We start from the raw sequence: 22808 nt of genomic DNA on the forward strand, positions 1-22808 counted from the left end.
TGGGCCGCCGAGCGGCCCGGGGGCCGTGCCGCTACGGTGTGCGGGTGCACGCGACGGCAAGGGGTTGGACCGCAGTCTGGATGGTCGTACTGGGTCTGGCCCAGGCGGCCGCGTTCATCGTGCTGTGGCGCTTCGCCGTGCACACCGGGACCGGGCAGTGGCTGGACACCGTCGCGCTGACCGGCAACCGGATCGGGCAGGACCGGATCGACGGTCTCGTCAGCCGGGTCCTCAACGCCATGTCGCTGTTGTCGCTGCTGGCCGCCACCGCGACGATCGGCTTCATCGCGCTGATCCGCGGCCGCAAGGCGCTCGCCGTCGCCGCCACCCTCCTGATCGCCGGCGCCAACGTCACCACCCAACTGCTCAAGTACGGCCTCGGCCGGCCCGACTTCGGCATCGACCCGGACCGGGTCTACGCCGGCAACAGCCTGCCCAGCGGGCACACCACCGTCGCCGCCTCGGTGGCGGTGGCGCTGATCCTCGTACTGCCGGCCCGGGTCCGCGCGCTCGGCGCCTTCCTCGGCGCGGCGTACGCGGCCGTCGCGGGCGTGGCCACCCTCTCCGCCGGCTGGCACCGGCCCAGCGACGCGGTCGCCGCGTTCCTCGTCGTCGGCGCGTGGGCTGCGTTGGCCGGTTTCCTGCTCCTGGTCTTTCAGCGGGAGCAGGCGCAGGTCTCCGGCGAGGACGCGCACCGGGTGGCCGCCGCCGTGCTGGGCGTCGGCGGGCTGCTGGCCGTTCTCGCCTCCGGGCTGGCCCTGGCCTCGCTGCTCGACCAGCAGCAGGTCCCGGCCGACGAGCTGAGCCGGCGCCCGCTCTTCATCGGGTACGCGGGCAGCGCCGCCGGCATCGCCGGCACCATGGGTGTGGTCGCCGCGCTGGTGCTCGTCTCCGTGCACCGCCTGGTGCCCCGCTGGAAGGGCTGATCAGCGCCGGTACGTCCCGACCATGGTGCCGCTGGCGATGTCCCGACCCGCCAACGCCGCGTGCACGTCCGCGGCCTGCGGCGCGTCGGGCAGGTCCAGGGGACGTTCCAGCGCGTAGATGCGGAAGAAGTAGCGGTGCGCCTCCTCGCCCTTCGGTGGCTGCGGCCCACCCCAGCCGACGGTGCCGAACCCGTTGGGCCACTCCCGGCCGCCCTCGGGCACCGTACCCTCCGCCACCCCGTCCGACGACGGGGAGATCCCGGTGACCAGCCAGTGCAGGAACGGACTGCGCCCGGCGTCCGGGTCCTCCACCAGCAGGAGCAGCTCGGTCGCGGTCTCCGGGACGTCCGACCACTCCAACGGCGGTGAGGCGTTCCCGCCCTCCCGGGAGAAGCGCCCCGGCAGTTGGTCGTGGTCGTTGAACGCGGTGCTCCGCAGCATGATGCCGGCCATCGGTCGCCCGCCCCCTCTCGTCGGCCCGGCGCGTACCCGGGACCGCAGCGCCGAAACCGGATGAGAGGGTGGGGCCGGCGGGACGGCGGGAGGCGCGATGGAGACGGCACGGACGGCGTTGCGGGACGAGTGCGCGCGGCTGGACGGCGTGCTCCGCTCGCTCTCCCCGGCGGACCTGGACCGCCCCACCCCCTGCCCGCCCTGGGCGGTACGCGACCTCGTCGCGCACGTGCGCGCCGGGGCCGGGCGCCTGGCCGACATGCTCGCCGCGCCGGCCCCGCCCCGGGCCGAGGTGGACGCCGCCGGCTCCTTCGGCGCGGCGAAGTTCACCCCGGAGGTGGACGCCGCGCGGATCGACAGCGCCCGGCGGGAGGCCCGCGAGCCGGCCCGACGTGGCGGCGACCGCCGCCGGTTTCACCGCCGCCTGGCGGGCCACCGACGCCGCCGTCGGCGCGGCCCCGGCCGGCCGGCTGGTACGCACCCGCCACGGCGACGCGATGACGGCCGCCGAGTTCCTGCTGACCCGGGTGGTGGAGGTCGGCGTGCACGGCCTGGACCTGGCGGTGGCACTGGACCGAAAGGCGTGGCTCACCCCGGCCGCCGCCCAGGTGATCACCGGCCTGCTCACCGGCGGCCGGCCGGCGCCGGCGGGGCTCGGCTGGGATCCGCTCACGCTGATCGGTAAGACCACCGGCCGGACGCCGCTCAGCGACGCCGAGCGCGCCGTGATCGGCGCCGCCGGCTTCCGCTGGCTCTCCTTCGGCGGCTGACGCCCGGCTCGGTGCCGGGAACGACCCGACCGGCCGGGTCAGGCGCCGGTGCGGGGGGTGGGGATGGGGGCGACCGTGCGCCGCAGGTGCGCCAGGACGACCGGGTCGATCCGCCCCGGCACCAGCCGCTCCTCCAGGTTCTCCCAGCCCGCCCAGGACGCCAGGGCCTCCTCCAGCGTCGTGCCGGTGACCGGCCGCACCTCGGCGGACAGGTCGGCGGCCGGGTGACCGGCGGCGACCAGCCCGCCGTCGCCGACCGGATGGCCGGCGGCGGACAGCAGCGCGGCGACCTCGTCGGCGAGCGGGCCGGTCAGGTCCAGCAGGGTGGCCGGGTCGGGCCGGCCGAAGAGCATGGTGTGGATGTCGAGCAGCCGAGCCAGCTCGGTGATCGGGTCGGGGTGGTCGTCCACCCGCAGGTCGACCAGGTTGTCTCCGGTGCCGGCGTACCCGCCGCCGCGCTGGACCACCAGGATGGCCGCGCTCTGCCGACCGCGCCGGTCGCCCCCGGCCTCCTCGCCGGCGCGCAGCGCGGCGAGCAGCCGCTGCGGGAACGGCAGCGCCGCGCCGCCGAGCCAGCCGTCCCGGATCGCGTCGATGACGTGCGGGCCGGCCAGGATGTTGCCCTGGGCCGCCCAACCGTCCCCGGCCTGGCCACCGGCCCAGCCGCCGCAGCGCGAGCCGGTCCAGGTGGCGCCGTGCCCGGTGAGGCCGACCACTCCGAGCTGCCGGTCGTCGCGGCCCGGGTCGGCGGCGACCAGCCCGGCGACCACGTCGGCGGCGGCGGTCCCGCTGCGCAGCAGCGCCAGCCCCTGCGGCCGGTAGGCGAGGTTGGCGTGCGCCTGGGTGACCAGCGCCCCCACCTCGGCCTCGGCGGCCGGCACCAGCGCACCGGCGGCGAGGAACCTGCTGGCCACGGCGATGCCGTGCAGGCGGCCGTCGGCGGAGCGGGCGACGAGGGAGAAAGTCACGGCAGAAGACTAGCGCGGTGACGGACGGTTGCCACCGTCGCGCAACGGCGGTCGCCGATGGTCGCCCCCGCCGCTTGCGCCCTTGTCCCGATCCGGTCGAACGGGCACGATCGACCGGATGACGAACCGATGGGGCATGACGGTGCCGTTGGGCGGCATCCCGCTCGCCGACCACGCCGCGGTCTACGCGGCCCTGGCCCGGGCCGGCTTCACCGACGTCTGGTCCTCGGAGGTCAACGGGGCGGACGCGTTCACCCCCCTCGCCCTGGCCGCCGCCTGGCAGCCCGGGCTGCGCCTCGGCACCGCCATCACCCCGGTCTTCACCCGGGGGCCGGGGCTGCTGGCGATGAGCGCGGCGGCGCTCGCCGAGGCGGCGCCGGGCCATTTCGCGCTCGGCATCGGCGCCTCCTCGCCGGTGCTGGTCAAGGACTGGAACGCGGTGCCGTTCACCGAGCCGTTCCGGCGGACCCGGGACGTCCTGCGCTTCCTGAGGGCCGCGTTGGCCGGGCAGACCGTCGACGGCGCGTTCGACACCTTCGCGGTACGCCGGTTCAGCCTGGAACGCCCGCCGGCCGTGCCGCCGCCGGTGCTGCTGGCCGCGCTGCGCCCCGGGATGCTCCGGCTCGCCGCGGCCGAGGCCGACGGGGTCATCCTCAACTGGCTCGCCGCCGACGACGTGCCGAAGGCCCTGGCCGAGCTCGGTGGGCGCGGGCCCGACTTCGACGTCGTCGCGCGGATCTTCGTCTGCCCCACCGAGGACGCCGGCTACGCCCGCGCCCTCGGCCGCCGCCTGATCACCAGCTACCTGACCGTGCCCGCGTACGCGCAGTTCCACCGCTGGCTTGGCCGGGAGAGCGCGCTCGGCCCGATGTGGGCGGCCTGGGCGGCCGGGGACCGGCGGGGTGCCGGCGCGGCAGTGCCGGACGAGGTGGTCGACGCGCTGGTGCTGCACGGCTCGCCCGAGCACTGCCGCGCCGAGGCGCGCCGGTACGCCGAGGCCGGGGTGGACGTGCCGGTGCTGGCGCTGCTGCCCACCCCGGAGCTGACCGGCGGGGGCGCGGCGGCGCTCGGTGAACTGATCGCCCGGCTGGGCGTGGCGGGGGAGGAGCGGGCATGAACCTGACCGACCGGGTGGCGGTGGTCACCGGAGCCGCGGGCGGCATCGGCGCCGCGCTGGCCCGCCGGTTCGCCGCCGAGGGCGCGGCCGCGCTCGTCCTGGCCGACCTGGACGCCGCGGCGGTCGCCGTGGTCGCCGCCAGCATCGGCCCGGTCGCCCGGGCCGTGGGCGTCGACGTCGCCGACGAGGACCAGGTCCGCGAGCTCGTCGCCGACACCGAGCGCCGGTACGGCCGGATCGACCTGTTCTGCGCCAACGCGGGCGTGGCCACCGGGGCGGGCGTCGAGGCGGCCGACCCGGTCTGGGACCGGGCCTGGCGGGTCAACGTCCTCTCTCACGTGTACGCCGCCCGCGCCGTCCTGCCGGCGATGCTCGAACGCGGCGAGGGCTACCTGCTGAACACCTGCTCGGCGGCGGGCGTGCTGACCGCGGTGGGCGACGCCCCGTACACCGCCACCAAGCACGCGGCGGTCGGCTTCGCCGAGTGGTTGGCGATCACCTACCGGGACCGGGGGATCCGGGTCAGCGCGCTCTGCCCGCAGGGCGTGGACACCCCGATGCTCGCCGACGGGCTCGCCGCCGGCCACCTGGGCGCCCGGGTGATCGCCGCCTCCGGTGCGGTGCTCACCCCCGACCAGGTCGCCGACGCGGCGATCGCCGGGCTGGCCGAGGAGCGTTTCCTGATCCTGCCGCACGCCGAGGTCGCCGGCTACGCGCTGCGCCGCGCCGAGGACCCGGACGGCTGGCAGGCGGGCCTGCGCAAACTCGTCCGCCGGCTCCAGGCCGGATCGACTCAGTCGCCCCCGCCGCCTCCGCCGCCCCCGCCGCTGCCCCCGGCGGCGTCGCCGTAGGCGCTGTTCTCCAGCAACCCGGCGGAGTAGCGGTCCCGGGGATCGGCGCCCCGCTCGAAGGTGTCCCGGTGCGGCCGGGGCGACGACCGCCGGAGCTGCCGCGCCGCCCGCGCGGCGGCGGCCAGCCGCTCCTGCCGGGTCGGGGGCCGACGTCGGCGGGTGCGGCGCAGGACGAGGAGCACGGTGGCCGGCACGGACACGGCCACGACGGTCAGCGCGACGAGCAGCCAGACCCAGGCATGTTCCGACGGTAACGACCATCGGCAAGCGTCAGCGCCGCCAGCGCAGCGGGCCGGGACGCACCGACCAGAGGACCCGGCGCCACCAGGGCCGGGCGTCGCGCAACGCGCCCACGTACGCCGTGGCCACCGCCGCCGCACGGGCGGCCTGCTCGCCGGACGCCGTGCCGGGGGCGAAGCCGACCTGGTTGAGCAGCCCCGCCAGCTCGTCGACGTCCGGCCCGTCCGGCGGGCCCACCGCGGCGGCGCCGCCGACCGTCCCACTCCGTCCCGCCGTCGGCTCACCGCCCGTCGGCTCACCGGCCGTCCCGGCGCGGGCCGGGGCGGTGTGGGCGGCGTGGGCCTCGGCCAGGGTGGCCCGGGCGCGTGCCGCCACCTCCGTGGCGGCCAGGTCGTCCCCGACCGGCCGCCCGGCCAGCCGCAACGCGTCGGTGACCTGCCGCCAGGCGCCGGCGATGCGCTCGCCGGGGTCGCCCCGCTCCAACCGCGCCCGGGCCTGCGCCCGGCGCATCCCGGCCAACGCCACCAGCACCGCCCCCACCAGCAGCAGCAGGCCACCCGCCCCGCCGCCCACCAGCAACGGCACCGGCACACCCCGCTCACCGGCCGCCCCGCCCGACGCCGCCACCGCCGGTGGGGTCGCGGTCGGCTCCAGGGTCGGCTCCGGCACCTCCGACGGCGGCGGGTCCTCCGGCGTCGGGCGGAAATCCTCCTCCACCGGGCGGGGCTCGTCGTCGGGGCGGGGCAGCGGGTCGAACGGCACCCAACCCACCCCGGAGAAGAGCACCTCCGGCCAGGCGTACGCGTCGGCGGCCCGGACCGGCCCGTCACCCCGCGACTCGAAACCCACCACCACCCGGGTGGGCAGCCCGGCCAGCCGGCCCAGCACCGCGAACGCCGCCGCGAACTGCTCCGACGTGCCCCGCTGCCCACCGCCGTCGCGCGGCCCGAACAGGAAGAAGCTCAGGTTCGGGTAGGCGTGCCCGCTGGGCGCGTCCGCCACCACCCGGTAGTGCTCGGCGAGGAACCGCTCGATCGCCTCCGCGCGGGCGTACGGGGCGCCGTTCTCCTCGGCCAGCTGACCGGCGAGCCGGCGCACCGGCTCGGGCACCCCGTCGGCCACCCGCAGCACCCGGGCCACCTCGTCCCCGGCCGGTACGTCGGCGGTGGCGAGCAGGTCCACGTCCGGCCGTTCCCGCACCGAGTCGACCTCGTACCGCAGCCCCGGCGAGAGTCCCTCCGGCCGGATCAGCGTCCCGGTCGCCGGGTCGTAGGCCACCCGCGCGCCGCTGACCTCCCGTGGGGTGGCCACCGCCGGCAGCAGCCGCCCGGTCAGGTCCGCCACGGTGATCTCCTGCCGGACCGTGTCCAGCCGCCCCGGGCCGGGCGCCGCCGCCGGCAGGATCCGCCCCGCGTTGCGGTACGTCGCCCCGACCCGCCAGGTCACCCCGTCGTAGTCGCTGAGCACCGCCAACCGGATCCGGGTCTGCTCGCCGGCCGGCCCACCGGAGGTCTCCGTCGCCACCTCCAGCAGCTTCTGGTCCGGGTTCAACGCCCACCCGGAGATCCGGATCAGCGGATTCTCGTCCAGCGACTCCACCCGCGGCGGCTCGACGTAGCGGCGCGGGTCCACCGGCCGCCCGTCCACCCGGGCGGCGAGCACCGGGCCGAGCAGCGCGGTCAGCCCCACCACCACGGCCACGCCGAGGGCGGCGGTCGCCGCCAGGCGCGCCCGGACGGCCACCCGGACCGCCGGGGCCAGCCCGGCGCTCGGGTCGGCGCCGGCCGGGCCGGACCGCCCGCCCGGCGCGGCGAGGGCCAGCGCCACCACCGCGACGAGGGCGACCGTGGGCCGGACCGCCGGGTCGGCGTTCGGCCCGACCACGTAGAGCGCGCCCGCGTAGAGCAGCGCCGGGGGCAGCAGCCCGAGCAGCACCCGCCCGGCCCGCAGCGCCACCTCCGCGCCGGCCAGGCCGGCCAGCCAGGCCGCCACCAGCGGCACCAGCACGGTGTCCGGCGCCGGCTCGACCGGGATCATCGCGGTGAGCAGCCGGGGGATGCCGTTGCGGGCCGCGTCGGCGACCACCTCACCGAAGCCGCCGGGCAGCGCGGCGTGCCGGGCGGCCACCCGCAGCGACCAGGCCGTCCAGCCGGCCATGACGACCACCGACACCGGCGCCACCAGCCAGGAGGGCAGCCGGCGGGCGGCCACGCTCACCGCCACCGAGCCGACCGCCGCGCCCCACATCAGCGTGGTCAGCAGGTTGCCCGCGTACACCCGGCCGAGCACCACGCCGGCCAGGCCGATCATCGCGACCAGCGCCAGCGGCACGGGCGCCGCGCGCAGCACCGCCCCCACCGTCCGGCCCGGACGCCCGCCCGGCCCGGCACCGTCGGGCGCCGCGCCGTCGCGGGCCGGCGCCGCGTCGGTCACCGTCACCACCGGCGGACCCCGTCCCACTCGGCGGCGAACGCCGCGCCGTCGGCCGCGTCCACCACCACCAGGCCGGCCGCCGCGGCCGGCGTCGGCCCGTCCGCGCCGAAGACCCCCCCCACCACCGACGGGTACGCCCGGCGCAGCGCGCCCAGTTGCCCAAGGTCGTCGCGGCCACCCGGCCCGGTGAGGAAGACCAGCGTGTCACCGAGCCGGTCGTGACGCAGCCGGCCCGCCGCCGCGTGCAGCGTGCCGGCGTCGCCCTCGCCCAGCTCCACGGCGGCCAGCCGGTCCAGCGGCGGTGCGCCGGCCCGGTCGTCGCCGGGGGTCACCAGCAGCAGCACCACCGGCAGGTCCTCCCGCACCGCGGCGGTGACCACCGAGGCGGCCGCCTCGCACGCCGCCTCGAACGACTCGGCCACCCCGTCGGCCCGGTCGGGATGGGCGGCGGCCCGGTTGTCCAGCAGCACCACGATCCGGGGCAGGCTGGTGTCCACGTTCTCCCGCACCATCAGCTCGCCCACCCGGGCGCTGGTCCGCCAGTGCACCCGGCGCAGCTCGTCGCCGACCACGTACTCGCGCAGCGAGTCGAAGGTGATCGAGCCGTGGGGGACGCTGTCCACCCGGCCGTCCAGGCTGCGACCCGCGCCGGTCGGCACCGCCCTCAGCGGGTGGATCCGCGGGTGCACCCAGACCGGCACCGTGGCGCCGTACGGGCGGGAGAGCGCCACCAGGCCCAGCGGGTCACGCCGGGTCACCCGCAGCGGCCCCACCGGCACCACGCCCCGGCGGTGGGTCGGCACCTCGTAGCTGACCGTCGTGTCCCGGCCCGGGCGCAGCCGCAGCACCGGAACGGGCACCGTCGTCGTCCCACACCGCTCCTCGGCGAGCAGGTTCGCCGCCCGCAGCCGTCCCGTGTTGCGCACCGTCACCGTCATGTGCGCCGGTTCGCCCCGGGCCACCCGGTCCGGGTCGGCGCGGCGGGTCACCTCCAGCCGGGGCCGCCAGGCCGCCGTGCCCACCGCGTGCCCGACCGCGACCGCGGCCGCCGCGCCGAGCAACGTCAACTCCGGGTACGCGAAGCGGAAACCCACCACGAGCAGCAGCACGGCGGCAACGGCCAGCCCGACGCCCCGGGCGGTGATCCCCACCGCGGGTCAGCCGTGCACGGGGGCCGGCTGGCCCGACGGCAGCGGCACCGGCACCGAAGCGATGGCCTGGCGCAGCACCTCGGCGGCGGTCGCCCCGCGCACCTGCGCGTCCGGGGTGAGCAGCAGCCGGTGCGCGAAGACCGGCTCGGCGAGGGCCTTGAGGTCCTCCGGCATGATCCAGCCCCGACCGTCGATCAGCGCGTACGCGCACGCCGCCCGGGTCAACGCGATCACGCCCCGGGGGCTCACCCCGACCCGCACCTGCGGGTGGGTGCGGGTCGCCGCGGCCAACCGGACCGCGTACGCGTAGAGCGGCTCGGCGATGTGCACCCGGCGGGCCATCCGGACCATCTCCCCGACGGTGGCCGTGTCGGTGACCGCGGTGAGCGCCTCGGGGGAGCGGACGGTGGCCCCGCGCAGCACCTCCACCTCGACCGCCTCGTCGGGGTAGCCGACGGAGAGCTTCACCAGGAAGCGGTCCAGCTGGGCCTCGGGCAGCCGGTAGGTGCCGTCCATCTCGACCGGGTTCTGGGTGGCCACCACCAGGAACGGCTGCGGCACCGGATGCCGGACGCCGTCCACGGTGACGGTGCGCTCCTCCATCACCTCCAGCAGCGCCGACTGGGTCTTCGGCGACGCCCGGTTGATCTCGTCGGCGATGACGATGTTGGCGAAGACCGGGCCGGGATGGAACTCGAAGCCCCGGGTCGCCTGGTTGAAGATGGTCACCCCGGAGACGTCGGAGGGCAGCAGGTCGGGGGTGAACTGGATGCGCCGCCACTCGCCCTTGACGGTGGCGGCGATCGCCCGGGCCAGGGTGGTCTTGCCGACGCCCGGCACGTCCTCCAGCAGGACGTGCCCCTGGGCGAACAGCGCGGTCAACGCCAGCCGGACCACCTGCGGTTTGCCCAGCACGACCGCGTTGACGTTCTCCGCCAGCCGGGCGGCCAGGGCGGCGAAGCCCTGGACCTCCGGCTGGGTGAGCGGTTCGTGGGTGCTGTTCACGGTGCGGGTGCTCCTCGGCTGCGGTGCGGTCAGCAGGTGGGCAGGATCTTGATGTCGTCGCCGCCCTCGAGGTTGAGCCAGGCCCAGGGGATGTAGTTCTTTCCCCGGTAGTCGACCTGCACCCACCAGGTGCTGCGCTTGTCGTTGTTGTAGATGTAGGCGTAGACCTCTTCGCCCGACTTCTTGCAGTACGCCTTGAGGCGGGTGCCGTTGGCGACCCAACCGGCCTGCCGGTCGTCGTCCTGCCGGGTGACCTCGAAGATCTCGTTGCCGTTGCGCTCCCGGGGGATCTCCCGGGTGCAGTAGCTCGCCTCCGCGCCGGAGGAGCCGTTGCGGCAGGTGGCCACGCCGTACAGCGCGTCGGTGGACTGGGCCCGCGTGGCGGTGCCCTGGCCCGCGGCGTTGCTCGCCGTGACCGTGAACGTGTACGCCGTACCCGGGGTCAGCCCCGGCATCGTGATGCTGGAACAGGGGCCCGCCTTGGGCTTCTCCCCGGCGACGCTCAACGAACAGGTGGCCTGACCGCCGCCGGCGTCGACGGTGAAGGTGACGGTGGCGGAAGTGGCGGTCGCCGAGGAGCCGGTCACCGTCACCCGCGGCGCGGCCACCGTACGGGCCGTGGCGGTGGCCTCCGGGCCGGGGCCGGCCTCGTTGACCGCCTTGACCTTCACCGTGACGTTCCGCCCGTCACCCAGGCCCTCCACCGTGGTCCGGGTGTCGGTCACCTCGCTGACCCGACCCCCCACGTCGACCAGGTACTTCGTGATCGGGCGGCCGTTCTCCACCGCCGGCGACCACTGCACCGCGATCGTCCCCGGCCGGTCGGGCACCGTGGTCGCCCGCAGGTCGGCGGGCTGCTCCGGCGCGGCGAAGGGCACCACGCTGTTGCTCACCGGGGAGGCCGCCGAGCCGGCGCCCTTGTCGTTGACGGAGACGACCGTGAAGGCGTACTGGGTGCCGTACTCCAGCTCGCCGGCCGAGACGATCAGCTCGGTCTTCGTCGACTCACCGGCCGGGGCGGTCGCGCCGGCCGAGGTCGCCGTCACCGCGTACGTCGCGATGGTGTTGCCCTGGCCGTTCGCGGCCGGCCACTTCACCAGCACCGTGCCGTCGGGGCGGGCCTCGGCGGTGACGGCCGCCGGCGGATCGGGCACCGCCGCGGTCGGGGTGACCGGGTTGCTCCGGCGCGCCGGACCGTCACCCTTGGCGTTCACCGCGCGCACCGCGAAGGTGTACTCCTGACCGTTGGTCAGGCCGGTGACCTCGATGGCGCGCTGGTTGGCGCCCACCTCGTGCTTCTGGCCGCCGCCCTCGACGACGTACCGGGTGATCTCGGCGCCGTTCGCGGCGGCCGGCTTCCAGCTCACCCGGGCCTGCGCGTTGCCGGCGGAGGCCGTCACGCTGCGCGGCGCGCTCGGCTTGCCCACCTTCGGCTTCTTCGGCGGGGGCGGCGGCGGGGGCACCGGCGGCGGGTCCCCGCCGAGCACGTCGTTGGCGTACTTGTTGACCTCGCGGACCTGGTGCTTGTCGTCGACGACCCGGGCGGTGGACGAGTCGGGATTGTTGATGAAGAGGTGGTTCTCCCGCACGTCGAGCTCCAGCGGGCCGGTGGTGCCCCGGCCCCGGATGGTGTCGACCAGCTGTCCGGCGCCGTCGAAGGCGTAGATCGCCCCGTTGACCTCGTCGGCGCAGTAGAACCTGCCCGCCCAGGCCACCGCCGGGCTGAGCCGGTCACCGCGACCCGGCACGGTGAACCGGGTCAGCTCGCCGCCGTCGCCGACGACGTGCACCCGGCGTTCGCCGCTGACCGTGACGGGCACGGCCGGGCCGCTGGTCCGGGCCGGTAGCGTGCCGGCGGCGGTGGTCCCGAGCGGGGTGCGCCGGGTGGTGCCGGCGCGGACCGTGACCAGCGAGGCGGAGGTGCGGTCCAGCACCGCCACCCCGTCGTCCAGGGTGGAGACCACCAGCTCGTGGTTCGGCTCCGCGACGGTGTACGTCTCGACCTGCTTCGGGCTGAGGCCGCCGCCGGGGGCCGTCGTGGCGGGCGCGGAGGGCAGCTCCGCCGCGGTGATCGCGGAGACGGTGCCCTCGCCGGGGATCGCCACCCAGAGCCGACCCTTGCCGTCGAACGCGCCACCGGTGATGCCCGGCGGGTAGCGCACCGGCTCGCCGACCGGCGTCAGCGACCGGGGGTCGAGCTGCCGGACGACGCCCTGCACCGCGTCCACCACGAAGGCCGCGTCCTCGTGCAGCACCACGTTGACCCCCAGCCCGGGGGTGGTCCGCGTGCTCGCGGTGATCTGGAGGGTGGCCAGGTCCAGCGAGCTGACCTGCCCGGTGTGCAGGTCCCGCAGGATGAGCAGCCGGTCGGTCTGGGCGACCTGCACCGGATGCCGCCGGGCGTTGGGGATCTCCACCCGGGTGTCCACCCGCGCGGTGACCCCGTTGACCCGGGCCATCTCGCCCCGCGCCGCGCTCCACAACCAGCTGCTGGCGTCGTAGTTGGCGACCGCGTTGTCCGCGGCGCCCAACCCGAGCACGGTGAGCCCCATCGCGGCCAGCAGCGCCGCCACCAGCCCGACGGTCACCAGACCGCCCCGCATCCGGGAGCGGCGCGGGGTTGCGGCGGTGTCGGTGCTCACGGCGTCGTCGATGCTGGCCACAGCCAACTGCCTCCCCGTCCGGTCGTCCCAGGTGGCGCGCCGTGCCCGGCGACCCTCCCCTGAGCCGTGGGACATCATATGGGCCGGCCCGGGACGAGGGAACCCGTACCGTCCCCCTGTGGACACTGAGCGTGTGCGGAGTGGACGCGGGTCAGCTCGACGGGCTGGGCCGCTCCCGGTCGGTGCAGACCTGACCGGAGGTGGCGAACGCGTCCGTGGAGTAGACCGCCAGCACGGTGAAGCAGTAGTCCACGCTGGCGTTCAGCCCGTTCACCGTGTGACTCGTCTGCCCCGGGTCGACGGTCGCCATCACGCCGAGGGACCGGCCGGCCCGCCCACCGGCGACCATGAAGGGCACCGCCCCGCCGGTCGGGTCGGACCAGCTGATCGTGATGGCGGTGCCGTCGTCGCGCAGCTTCAGGTCACCGGGCGGCGCGCCGGTCGCCTTCGGGGCACCCGGGGTGGCCGCCGAACCCGAGGTCGGCGCTGGCGCGTCGCGGTCGAGCGCGATCGCCCCGACAACACCGGCCGTGGCCACCAGGGCCACCCCGGCCACGACGGCCGCCACCGTGCGGCCCCGGCCGCGCCGCTCCGGCTCGGCCGGCACCGGGTACGCCGGCGGCGGTGGCGGTGCGAACACCGGGCTGACCGCCGGGTACGGCCCGTCCTCCGCCGGTGACGGCGGTACGGGCGTCGACGGGTCGCCGCCGTCCGCCCGCCGCTCCGGCACGTCGTAGGCGACGACGGACCCGTCGACCAGATCGGTCGCGCCGTCGGCGTCGGTCTGCGCGGGCGCGGTGTGCTCCTTGGCCCGCCCGGTCTCGTCCGGGGTCGTGGTGGTCAGCGGCTGCGGCGGGGCGGCGCTGCTCCACGGCGGCGCGGTCATCCCCCACGGCGGCGTGCTGACCGGGTGCGGGGAGTAGGGCGGTGTGCTGACGGGCGGCGTGCTGACGGGGTGTGGGGAGTGCGGCGGTGTGCTCACCGGGTGCGCGGGCCACGGAGGCGTGCTCGGGTGGGGCGGTGCGGGTGGCGTGGGGACCGGGTGGGGCGGCACCGGTGGCGTGGGGACCGGGTAGGGCGGTGCCGGTGGCATGGGGACCGGGTGGGGCGGTGCGGGTGGCGTGCTGACCGGGTGGGGTGGTGCCGGCGGCGTGCTGACCGGTCGAGGTGGGGCGCTGACCGGCTGGGTGGGTGCCGCTGGCGTGTCCGGCGCGGACGGGCTGAAGGGTGCCGCGCTGACCGGCCGCTCGGGTGCTGTGCTGGGCGGCGTCGCGCTCATCGGCGCGTCGACCGGGTGGCTGGGCATGGTCGCCGGGGGTGAGCTGACCGGGTGGCTCGGCGACGGCACGACGCTCGCCGTCGGCGGCGTGCTGACCGGCCGGGACGGCGGCGCGTCGGCCGGGGGCGCGCTGAACGGTGGCGCGCTGACGGGGTGCGGGGTGGCCGGTGGTGTGCTGACCGCTACCGGGGCGGTCGGTGGCGTGCTGACCGGCTGCGCGGCGACGGGTGCGGCGCTCACCGGGGGTGCGCTGACCGGCGGTGCGCTTACCGGTGTGGCCTGCGGGCGGGTCGTTGCGGTGGCGGGGGCCGCCGACTGGGTCCTTCGTTCGGCCTCCTCGCGGAGCAGCGGATCGATCTGCTGCACCTGGATCGTGGGCCGATCCCAGCTTTGAGCGGGTCGGGGCGCCTGAGCGGTGCTGTCCGGGGTGGCGGGCCGGACCGACTGGGGCGCCGGAGCCGACGGGGTGGTGGGAGCGCGGTCCGCCGGGGCGATCCGCTGCGGCGTACCGGCGTCGGGGGCGGGCGGCGGCGACGTCACAGCCGGCGGCGGCGTGACGACCGGCGCCGGGGGCACCGCGTCCGGCTGCGGCGTCCAGGAGGCCGGTGGCGAGCTGACCGGCGGGGCCGACACCGGCCGGGTCGCCGCTGGCGGCACCTGCGTCGGCGGCACGGGCGCTGGCCGTGGCGCGGGCGCGGTGGGCGGGGCGGCGTGCGGCGCGGGCGGCATGGCGTGGTGCGACGGCCGGGCGGCCTGACTGACCGGGGGAGCAGCGGGGGAGTGCGGTGGAGCGGGTGATGCGGCGGCCTGAGCCGGCTGCGACGCCGCGGCGCCCTGGGACGGCTGCGGCTGCGGCGGTGCCGGGAAGGCGGGCGCGGTGGCGCGCGGTGGCGCGACCGGCACCTGAGTAGGCGGCACCGGTGCCACCGGCACCTGACGTGGTGGGGGTGGTACGACCGGCGCCGGGGGCACCTGACGTGGCGGTGCGGGTGGCACGGCCGGTGAGCGCAGGTGCGGCGGCGCCCACGGGGAGTCGGTCGCCGGCCCCGGCTGCGCGGGCGTGGGGGGCGGGGCGTGAGTGTGCGCCGATCGCGGCATCGGGACCTGGGGGGCGGGCGGCACCGACACCTGCCGGCTCGGCGGGGGGACGTGCGGCGGGGGCGGCACGGGGGTCGGTCGGGGTGGACCCGGAGCGTACGGCGCGGAGACCGGTCGGGGCTGCTGCGGAGACACCTGCGGCGCGGGTGGGGCCGGGATCTGCGGCGCGGGCGGGAACGGGGTCTGGCGGGGCCCCGGGGGCATCGGCGGCGCGGGCGGGACCGGTCGCGCCGGCCCGTACGTCGCCGGTCCGGTCTGCGGTGCGGGGGGCACAGGGAGCTGGGGCGGCGAGGGTACCCGGGCCGGGCCGGGCTGGTGCGGGAAGGGTGGACCGGGGCGCGGCGCCGGGCCGGGCTGCGCGACCTGCTGGGGCGGGGCGGGCGGGGCGGGCGCGTCGAGGTACTGCCGGGCCGTCCGTACCGCCGGGTGGTGTTCGCCGAGTACGGCGGGCCCGGCGGTGGCGACGCGGGTGTAGTTGCGGCGGGCCTCGTGCCGGTTGCCCAGTTCCTCGGCGACGGCGGCGAGGTCGAAGCAGAGTGCCAGCATCAGCGGGTCGGCGCCGCTGAGCCGGCGCTCGCCGGCGGCGTACGCCTCCTCCAGCAGCCGCCGCGCGGCGGCCGGGTCGTCCGCCTCCCGGTGCAACCTGGCCAACAGGTGAGCGGTGCCGAGCAGCTCGGGGTGGTCCTCGCCGTACGCGGGGCGCGCCGAGGCGATCGTGTCGGCGAGCAGTCGGCGGGCGGCCGAGAGATCACCGGCGGAGCGCAGGGCGAGCGCCCGGTGCTGGGCGGCGGCGAGGGGTGAGGGCTGTGACACCTGAGCAATGCTGCCGGTAGACGGTGCCCGGACGCTACCCGCCCGGCGCAGCCGCCCGTCCGTACGCGGCCGGCACGTCACTGACCTGGGCAAACGCTGCCGGTGCTGGCTCGCCGAGCGGCGATGTGCATGATCCACCCGGGCCGTGTACAGTAATGCCCCGTGCGGCCCGCCAGGGCGGCTGACCGGTCCGAAGGGGGCCGGAGCCGACAGGGTAGGCTGAACGAGCAAGTCCGGGTGGCGGAATGGCAGACGCGCTAGCTTGAGGTGCTAGTGCCCGTATAGGGCGTGGGGGTTCAAGTCCCCCCTCGGACACAAATCATTGCCCCAATGGTGCGCGCTGAGATCCACTGCAGCGCGCACCGTTTGCGTTTCAGGCCCAGAGGTGAGCCGGAAGTCCGAGTTGGCGGTAGACCTCGGCCTTGGTCGGCGGGATCGGCGTCGCGGAGCACGGTGGTGATGTCGCCGAGCGCAGTCACCAGGGTTGTGGTTTCTGCTCGGCTTATCCGGCGCGGGGTGGTGCCCGCGTTTGCGTGGAGATCTGCTTCCGCACGGGCGCGTTCGGCCTGTGTCTGGGCGAGCGAGCCGGTGACTGACTACCGCGGGGTCGGCGCCAGCATCGAAGGCGGCGCGGTAGCGCTCCAGCTTGGCGTCGCACTCGGTGATGATCGTCTGGGCTGCTGTGCCGGTTGCGGCCGGATGATCCAGAGGCCTGGGCCTGGGCCTGGGCCATCGCGGTGATCGTTTGTTCGATGCGGTGGGGCGCGAAGGCGGAGGCCAGCCAGGTGTCAAACGGGTCGGCAAGGGCGTCCTCCCGCAGGTACACGTTGCGGGGGCGTGGGACTGGTGAGGAGGCGACCCGCCTCCGCGGGCCAAGGCTGTTCCGGCTGGTCTCCGCCGGAAGCGAGTTGCGCCACCGACGTCCGGACCAGGGCGAGTTTTGATGATCCCAGTCGTCGGTGAGTCGGCGAGCAGGCGAGCTGTCTGAATGCGACCCTACTGGCGGCCGCACCATGCGGTTGGTCCCTGTTCCCCGATTGGTGGAACGCACACGACCAGGTTGGCGACGACAATCAGAGGACGCCATCAACATCGGAGGCGCCATGCCACAGTCGCCGAGTAGTTCGCCTGGGCCCTCGGAACAGCAGCCGACTGTGGCCCACGGCGACACGCCCGGATGGCGGCCGCCAGTACCGCCTGCGCCCCCTGCCGCCCCTGGAAGGACAGGCCCGACGTTGAAGTCGGGAACTGCTTTGATACTGGCTGCTGTAGGCGTGCTGGTCATGTGCTGCGCCGGCGGAAGCATCGTGGCCACCATCGGACTCATCCTCGGTGACACCGCACCGCCGCAAGCCGCTCAGGCCAGCCCTACTACCGCCTCAAGGACCTCGGCCGGCACGCGGGTCGCTGAACCTGTGGTCACCGCTCCATCGCCCACCCGGCCACCCGAGACGGTTGGTACGCCACCCGCGGCAGCGACACCTGGCGGCGTACCAGCCTCGCCCGCCTATGAAGTCTTCGAGCGACGGGATGTGAGCGGCGGGTCCGGCGCTCGCCGTCTGGCCGTCCGCGCTGAGCTTCACGCATTTCCTGTAACGAGACAGCAGGTTACGGATGCGGCGTCGCAGATCGTGGAAAGCCACCGAGGGCAGGGCTGGCAGGCGCTGTCAGTCGTGATCACTTACGACCGGCGAGAGGTTGTGCCCAGCTTTGCGGTCTTCGAGTGGGCGCCGGACGGACGTTGGGCGGATGCCGCGAGGGGCGACGGTTTGTCATGGCGGGGGTACAGGCTCAACCCTGCGCAGGTTCGGGAGAAGCTGGTAGAACCGAGCGAGTGCAGGGTTCCGACGGAGCAGGCTTACGTGCTGAACGCCGAATTCAATGACGCAACGGAGGACAACCTCGACGTCAGTGAGGAAGCCGTGCTAGCAGACCTCGCGAAGCGGCACCGCATCTCGGCAGCCCAGGCTGAGGCGCGCGTCGTTGCTGTTGAAGACTGGACGCTCTGCTGAGCGACCGGCCAGGGAGCCAATGCCTGCAAGACGATGTACTCATGCGAAACGGGGCAGGCCCAGGAACCTACCGCCGAATCGTAGGCCGCGCCCAGATGCTCGCCGACCGGACTCGCGGCGACCGCCCAGCCGTCAGCCCGGGCGCCGTGTCACCCAACACCGCAAACGTTTCTTGGTCATGGCACTAGCCGCGCGGGTAGAGCAACGGCGGCACCCAAGGTGATCTCCGACCCTGACGCCGTTCTCGGCGCATACAAGCCCCGCCCGCCGCCTGGCTCGCCCTCAAAGCCGCCCGGCTCATCCTCGTCCTAATCTCCCGATCCGACAGCCACCATGGCACCCCAAACGCGCCTGTAAGCGCCGGATGGCTTGGGAGAGCCGCGAACGAGGCGGAGCCGCCAAATATCGTGGTGTTCGAGGTGGCGGTGACCGGCGGGCTTATGTGCCCGGCTGCGGCGGCAGAACGCCAACTGGTCGGAGCCACGGTGACTGCCGAGCATTCGGCACACCGCGCCTCGTCGAGTCACGTTGCGCCCGGTCGGCGGCATGAGCGGATGCCTTCGGCCCGAACGCAGAAGTCGATAGCAGCGAGAGCCTAGAGGACATCGACGCCTGCGTAGAGGCTGCCGTTCGGTTAAGGATGTCAGAGTGCACCCGTAGGCTCTACGTGCTCATCGTCCCTTGTAGATCGCGGCAGCCATCGAGCCGTGGTCCTGATTAGTGGAGCGCAGCCGTGGGGAGCGAGCACACCTACACGTCCGGTGTAGAGAAGATGCTCTTCGTTCTAAATAGGGGCTACTGCTACGCCCCTACCTGGCCCGGTGCTTGGGTAGCTGTCCCAGCCCGCCAAAAATATGATCTTGTAGGTGGCTGACCTGTTGGCTGTGCGCGGGGGTATGACTGGCTTCTCCGTGCTCTTTTGGAGGGGGAGTGTGCGCGTGGGCATTGATGATCGGGATGTTCTGCGGGTCGGGGAGGCCCTGTCGCGAGGGTCGCTCGTGTCGGCCAACGGGGCTTTCGCGCTGGAGTACCGCGGCGGCGGGGAGTTGGCCTTGCGGGACCGGGGACATGCCGGTGACCTCTGGAGGGTCCAGGGGCGTGACGGTGGGCTTGAGTTCGTCCACCGCTGGGATGAAGCCGCTGGCCAGGTCTCTGCTGCCTTCTCCGGGGAGCCGGCCTTGTCGATGGCATCGAGTGCGGTGCCCGCGGGACTGCTGACAGGTGGCGAGGAGTTCGGCGAGCAGCTTGGTGGGGTTGGTGCTGCCCCGAAGGACGCGGGTCGCTTGGTTCTGGTGCCCGACGGTTATCTGGTGTTGGAGGACGGGCATGGCCGCCCGCTCTGGTGTTCTGGTGGCGTCGACCGGCGGGTGAGTGCCGCGGTGGTGACCAACGACGGTCGGCTGGTTCTGGTGGATCCGGACGGCTTCCAGCGCTGGAGCCGGGATCCCCTGGCGGAGGCCGACCTCGCGGGTTACCAGGCGGCCTCCGGTGGCCGGATGACCCGGGGGCAGCGTCTGGCTGGAACGCTTACCTCCCCGAACGGTAGGTTTCACCTCTCGCACGCCCCGGCCGGAGAGACTGTGCTGGCCCGTTCTCGGGGCGGGATGGTTTGGTCGCGGCGGGCCGGTGCCCCCGGCGCGGAGCTGACCCTCGGGTACGACGGGGTGCTGCGGACCGGCACCGACTCGACGGTGCTGGCCAAGTGGACCGGCCGGCGTGTGGATCCGGCGGCGTACGTGCTCTCGGCCCTGGTCGTGGGCGACGACGGTGACGTCGTGTTGGTCTCGGACGACGGCTCGGAGGTGTATCGCAGCGGCACCGCCGCGGAGGAAGCCCGGCTCGACCGGTTGGAGCGGGAGTACGCCCGCCGTGAGCGGGAGGATCGCGCGAAACCGTCGCGGCCGCGTGGGAGCGGCTTGCCTACCGACTGGTTCGACCTGCTCGACATCGACGAGAACTACTCGATCACGCTGGTGCGGGGTATCTCCGCCAGGGAGGCGTTGCTGCGGCTGGGCGTCGACGCCGGACGGATCACACCGGTGACGTACACGGACCTCACGATGGTCCAGGACGCCGACGGTGGCTTGCCGAAGCGGGTGTTCACCGCACAGATCGACGACTGGGTAATGGTTATCGAGCTGGACGGCATGGACGGCGCCGACCAGATCACATCAATGTCCCGAGGCACCCAGGCAGTCGTCTGCGCCCTGAACTACGACGGCGATGAGTTCCTCGGCTGGTCTGCCGACGGCACACCCTTGGCACTCTACGAATGGGAATCGGAAAGCGACGCGCTGGAGTCCGGCGGGCCGGCCGACGATGGCACGAGCCCGGACGCGATCATCCCGTTCATGCGCACCATCGGACTCGGGCGCTACCGGGACACCCGTGATGACGACCATTTCCTGCCGCCACCGGTCGAGATCGCCTGTCTGATCGCGGGGGTGCGCCCCCGACCCGAGCACTTCGCGGGCGAACACCTCGGCGCCGTCGACACCTGGTGACCCTCGCCAGGGCGGTCAGGCGGCTGGCCGGTGCGGGCCGCGATCGCATGGTGGTCAGGAGGAATCTTCCACGGTGGTGTTGGGCAGTAGACCGGGCAGCCGGTTCGCGCAGCGGTTGGCCGTGTCGGTGTCTCGCATGACGTTGATCCGAATAATCCGGCGGATGCCCCATCCGTCGCCGGTGACACCGACAGCGCTGGGCTTGACGACTTCGCCCGCCGTCGTGGGCACCGGTACTCCACCGTGCTGCTCGACATGCACAACCGCCGAGCGATCGACGTCGCACAGGAGCGGTCCGGGGTGGACCGCGCCCGTGGGTGGTGTGTCAGGTTCAGGGCAGGTTGATCGGGCGCAGGACCCGGTCGATGCCGTGGGCGATCTGCTTGTTGCCCTTGTTGACGTCGAACCGGTTGACGCGCGGGTTGCGGTCGTTGCGGTCGGCGTCGATGAGGGCGATGCGCTTGTGCCAGCGCGGCCCGTACACGTCGACCTTGGTGGTGGATCCGGTGGCGGTCTTGAGTTTGGCACCGTCGGCCTTGAGCGCGGCCTTGCGGTCGATCGTCGAGTTGGGAACGACATGGTAGAGCAGGACTGACTCGACGGTGCCGATGCCGAGGCCGGCGACGTCGGTGAAGGCCTTCATCTCGCCGGGCAGCCGCTTGGTCTTCTGCAGGTCGGCGACGAGCAGCTGGAACGCGCGGTCGTTGGGGATGAAAGCGGTCAGGGCGGTGTTGCCGTCGGCGAGGACCTTGACCGGGCTGGACGGCTTGGCCTTGAGGACCGCTTGAACGGCGGCGGTGAGGATGTCGTAGTCGTGGCCGTTGTGGTCGAAGCCCTTCTTGTCCGCGGTCAGCACCGCCGCGAGGGACTTGGTGCCCAGCGGCTTGGTCTTGCCGTGGGCGGCGGCCGGCGCGGCGGCGAGGGCGGAGGCGACGACGGCGGCGGTGGCGACAGCGGCGGCCCGCTTGCCGAGTCCGATGATCCTCATCTACGTGCCTCTTTTCTGAGTACTGGGTTGCGGCTGGGATGCCGTTCACCCGTACTTCGCGCCGGTCCTCACTTCCGGATGTGGCCGGGCCAGAACTTTCTCGCACGGAACGTCGGTCCGCTCCGTCCCGCGTGCGAAGAAGACCGCGGTTTTCCTTCAGAATCTCCCTTCCAGCTCCAGATGGGCGGCCTGCCGCCGCAACCGGATCAGCTCGGCCCGCTCGTCAACGGCCAGCTCACCGGAGCGGCCGCGTCGCGTTCCTGCCGCAGCCGCTCGACCCAGTTGCGCAGCGTCCCTTGGTTGACCCCCAACTCCCGGCCGACGTCTCGGATCCTGCGGCCGGAGTCGAGCACCAACGCCGCGGCCTGGCGGCGGAACTCCACGGGGTACTTGCTCTGTCGAGCCACAGCGGTTTCCTCCTTCCCGCCAGGATGCCAAGTCAGGAGGTGTCCGGTCTCAGGGGGTCACTCCAGTGGCCGCCGGGCGTCCACCCCACCCAGCCAGCAGGATTCCGGACGGCTAGTACCTGATCTCGGAGAACTCGGCGCGTGCGCGGTCCAGTTCGTCGTGCCACTCGTGGCGCCAGCCGAACGCCCGGCTGGCCAGCCCGGACAGGTCCGCACCGGCCACGCCGCTGGTGAAGTGGAGGTATTCACCCCAGTTCAGGTCGCGCAGGTATCGGTTCGAGTGGTCGGTGGGGAAGTGGCGGGCGAGCAGTCGGAAGAAGTCGACCATCAGCCCGGGACCCTGGCGAGCGTCCCACAGCGGGTGGAACCAGTCGCGGAACCAGTGCGTACCCGGGCGCGGAAAGTCCTCCGTCTGCCTGGTGAACCGGTCGTGCAACCGCCGGGCGTCCCGGCCCAGGTCGAGTCCCACATACAGGTCGTACTGGAAGAACTCGGCCCACTTGCTGTCCCGCCAGATCGGGAACGCGGGAGAACGGTGCGCCGAGTTGTTGGCACTCTCCACGACGTGTGCAATTTCGTGACTGAGCATGTCGATCGACATCTCGTTGCTGCGTGACCAGGGGCTGAGGCCGCAGTCGATGACATTACGGTGGTCGTGCGTGGGGTCATAGTGGTAACCGGGATGCCCGCCCGCGTGACGGTGCCCGTGGTGGATTGAGTACAGCCGCGGGTCGGGGCCGAATCCGTGACCGTAGACGTCCTTCGAGTAGAGCCAGGCGTCGCTGAGGTAGGCCAGCAGCCACCGGCTGTGGGCCCGGTCCACGTCGCCGTCGAGGTAGATCGCGACCTGGTCGTCATAGCAGGCGAGCTGCACGACCTGTTGGTGGTCGAACCAGTGTTCGCGCCACTGCGCCGCTGGTCCCTGGTTGCCCGACCCACGCTGGCCGGACCAGTGGCCGGGCCAGCTGGCCGCCGAACTCGGATCCCATTCGTCGGGTTCCTCGTCGTGGAAGTCCATGCAGGCTCCATTTGGGGTGTCACCGCGACAGCGATTGTGGACCGTGTCACGCCTCGGACAAAAACCAGCATCCCGGCGGGCTGAGGTTCGCTGATACGGCGCGTGATTTCCG

At 74.1% G+C, this 22808-nt stretch carries 20 protein-coding genes, 1 tRNA gene and 1 pseudogene; 9 read left to right on the forward strand and 13 right to left on the reverse strand.

Translation table 11 applies throughout. The features are described 5' to 3' along the window. Window positions 1-38 precede the first annotated feature (38 nt). Entirely contained in the window at window positions 39-926 is an 888-nt protein-coding gene (locus AC5L3Z_RS09850) for a phosphatase PAP2 family protein (RefSeq protein ID WP_494841287.1), read from the forward strand. Here AC5L3Z_RS09850 and AC5L3Z_RS09855 read toward each other — a convergent pair whose 3' ends face one another. Continuing rightward, window positions 927-1379 carry a YbhB/YbcL family Raf kinase inhibitor-like protein gene (locus AC5L3Z_RS09855; protein WP_334615868.1) on the reverse strand — a complete coding sequence of 151 codons (453 nt, stop codon included), beginning with the start codon at window positions 1377-1379 and terminating at the stop codon, window positions 927-929. A gap of 97 nt (window positions 1380-1476) precedes the next feature. Between AC5L3Z_RS09855 and AC5L3Z_RS09860 the strand changes: the two genes are divergently transcribed. After that, the gene (locus AC5L3Z_RS09860; protein WP_494841224.1) at window positions 1477-2064 is read left to right on the forward strand and encodes a maleylpyruvate isomerase N-terminal domain-containing protein; all 588 of its coding nucleotides are present in this window, start codon (window positions 1477-1479) and stop codon (window positions 2062-2064) included. A gap of 123 nt (window positions 2065-2187) precedes the next feature. Here the strand turns inward: AC5L3Z_RS09860 and AC5L3Z_RS09865 are convergent, their stop codons facing one another. Further along, on the reverse strand, window positions 2188-3117 hold the full coding sequence (locus AC5L3Z_RS09865) for a DUF1028 domain-containing protein (protein ID WP_494841225.1): 930 nt from the start codon (window positions 3115-3117) through the stop codon (window positions 2188-2190). 136 nt (window positions 3118-3253) lie between these two features. Between AC5L3Z_RS09865 and AC5L3Z_RS09870 the strand changes: the two genes are divergently transcribed. After that, window positions 3254-4234: an LLM class F420-dependent oxidoreductase gene (locus AC5L3Z_RS09870; protein WP_494841288.1), complete on the forward strand. Its 981-nt coding sequence runs from the start codon at window positions 3254-3256 to the stop codon at window positions 4232-4234. Continuing rightward, window positions 4231-5085, forward strand: coding sequence for an SDR family oxidoreductase (locus AC5L3Z_RS09875; RefSeq protein WP_494841227.1), 855 nt, complete (start codon window positions 4231-4233; stop codon window positions 5083-5085). Before AC5L3Z_RS09870 ends, AC5L3Z_RS09875 begins: the two co-directional genes overlap by 4 nt. Here the strand turns inward: AC5L3Z_RS09875 and AC5L3Z_RS09880 are convergent. The 6 genes from AC5L3Z_RS09880 to AC5L3Z_RS09905 all read right to left on the reverse strand — a co-directional run bounded on the left by AC5L3Z_RS09880 (window position 5028) and on the right by AC5L3Z_RS09905 (window position 13463). Further along, window positions 5028-5291, reverse strand: coding sequence for a hypothetical protein (locus AC5L3Z_RS09880; protein WP_494841228.1), 264 nt, complete (start codon window positions 5289-5291; stop codon window positions 5028-5030). The two genes, AC5L3Z_RS09875 and AC5L3Z_RS09880, sit on opposite strands and share 58 nt — an antisense overlap. 64 nt (window positions 5292-5355) lie before the next feature. After that, window positions 5356-7785, reverse strand: a complete 2430-nt coding sequence (locus tag AC5L3Z_RS09885) for a transglutaminase TgpA family protein (RefSeq protein ID WP_494841229.1) — start codon at window positions 7783-7785, stop codon at window positions 5356-5358. Continuing rightward, window positions 7761-8909 (reverse strand): DUF58 domain-containing protein, encoded by a 1149-nt coding sequence (locus AC5L3Z_RS09890; protein WP_494841230.1) that lies wholly within the window; start codon window positions 8907-8909, stop codon window positions 7761-7763. Before AC5L3Z_RS09890 ends, AC5L3Z_RS09885 begins: the two co-directional genes overlap by 25 nt. Before the next feature lie 6 nt (window positions 8910-8915). Further along, complete coding sequence (locus AC5L3Z_RS09895) at window positions 8916-9914, reverse strand: AAA family ATPase (protein ID WP_494841231.1); 999 nt, start codon at window positions 9912-9914, stop codon at window positions 8916-8918. Window positions 9915-9943: 29 nt separating this feature from the next. Continuing rightward, entirely contained in the window at window positions 9944-12577 is a 2634-nt protein-coding gene (locus AC5L3Z_RS09900) for a fibronectin type III domain-containing protein (protein ID WP_494841233.1), read from the reverse strand. A 151-nt stretch (window positions 12578-12728) separates the two neighbouring features. Continuing rightward, complete coding sequence (locus AC5L3Z_RS09905) at window positions 12729-13463, reverse strand: fibronectin type III domain-containing protein (protein WP_494841289.1); 735 nt, start codon at window positions 13461-13463, stop codon at window positions 12729-12731. A 205-nt stretch (window positions 13464-13668) separates the two neighbouring features. On the opposite strand from AC5L3Z_RS09905, the gene AC5L3Z_RS09910 reads away from it, so the two are divergent. Beyond that, window positions 13669-14250 carry a hypothetical protein gene (locus tag AC5L3Z_RS09910; RefSeq protein WP_494841291.1) on the forward strand — a complete coding sequence of 194 codons (582 nt, stop codon included), beginning with the start codon at window positions 13669-13671 and terminating at the stop codon, window positions 14248-14250. Window positions 14251-14283: 33 nt separating this feature from the next. Beyond that, a complete protein-coding gene (locus AC5L3Z_RS09915; protein ID WP_494841292.1) occupies window positions 14284-14613 on the forward strand; it encodes a hypothetical protein in 330 nt (109 codons plus the stop codon). A gap of 980 nt (window positions 14614-15593) precedes the next feature. Here the strand turns inward: AC5L3Z_RS09915 and AC5L3Z_RS09920 are convergent. After that, window positions 15594-15905 (reverse strand): annotated as a pseudogene (locus AC5L3Z_RS09920) (hypothetical protein); the annotation flags it as partial. A 93-nt stretch (window positions 15906-15998) separates the two neighbouring features. Here AC5L3Z_RS09920 and AC5L3Z_RS09925 point away from each other — a divergent pair. From AC5L3Z_RS09925 to AC5L3Z_RS09935, 3 genes are all read left to right on the forward strand, one after another. Then, window positions 15999-16082, forward strand: a tRNA-Leu gene (locus AC5L3Z_RS09925). Window positions 16083-17440: 1358 nt separating this feature from the next. After that, a complete protein-coding gene (locus tag AC5L3Z_RS09930; protein ID WP_494841234.1) occupies window positions 17441-17779 on the forward strand; it encodes a hypothetical protein in 339 nt (112 codons plus the stop codon). 866 nt (window positions 17780-18645) lie between these two features. Continuing rightward, complete coding sequence (locus tag AC5L3Z_RS09935; RefSeq protein ID WP_494841235.1) at window positions 18646-20283, forward strand: DUF6461 domain-containing protein; 1638 nt, start codon at window positions 18646-18648, stop codon at window positions 20281-20283. A 54-nt stretch (window positions 20284-20337) separates the two neighbouring features. On the opposite strand, the gene AC5L3Z_RS09940 is transcribed toward AC5L3Z_RS09935, so the two are convergent. The 4 genes from AC5L3Z_RS09940 to AC5L3Z_RS09955 form a co-directional block, all read right to left on the reverse strand. Continuing rightward, a complete protein-coding gene (locus tag AC5L3Z_RS09940; RefSeq protein WP_494841236.1) occupies window positions 20338-20514 on the reverse strand; it encodes a hypothetical protein in 177 nt (58 codons plus the stop codon). A 100-nt stretch (window positions 20515-20614) separates the two neighbouring features. Then, the gene (locus tag AC5L3Z_RS09945) at window positions 20615-21271 is read right to left on the reverse strand and encodes a fasciclin domain-containing protein (protein ID WP_494841237.1); all 657 of its coding nucleotides are present in this window, start codon (window positions 21269-21271) and stop codon (window positions 20615-20617) included. A 206-nt stretch (window positions 21272-21477) separates the two neighbouring features. Beyond that, window positions 21478-21678: a transposase gene (locus AC5L3Z_RS09950; RefSeq protein WP_494841239.1), complete on the reverse strand. Its 201-nt coding sequence runs from the start codon at window positions 21676-21678 to the stop codon at window positions 21478-21480. A 112-nt stretch (window positions 21679-21790) separates the two neighbouring features. Continuing rightward, a complete protein-coding gene (locus tag AC5L3Z_RS09955) occupies window positions 21791-22696 on the reverse strand; it encodes a hypothetical protein (protein ID WP_494841240.1) in 906 nt (301 codons plus the stop codon). Window positions 22697-22808 lie beyond the last annotated feature (112 nt).

The organism is Micromonospora sp. LZ37, from assembly GCF_059359015.1.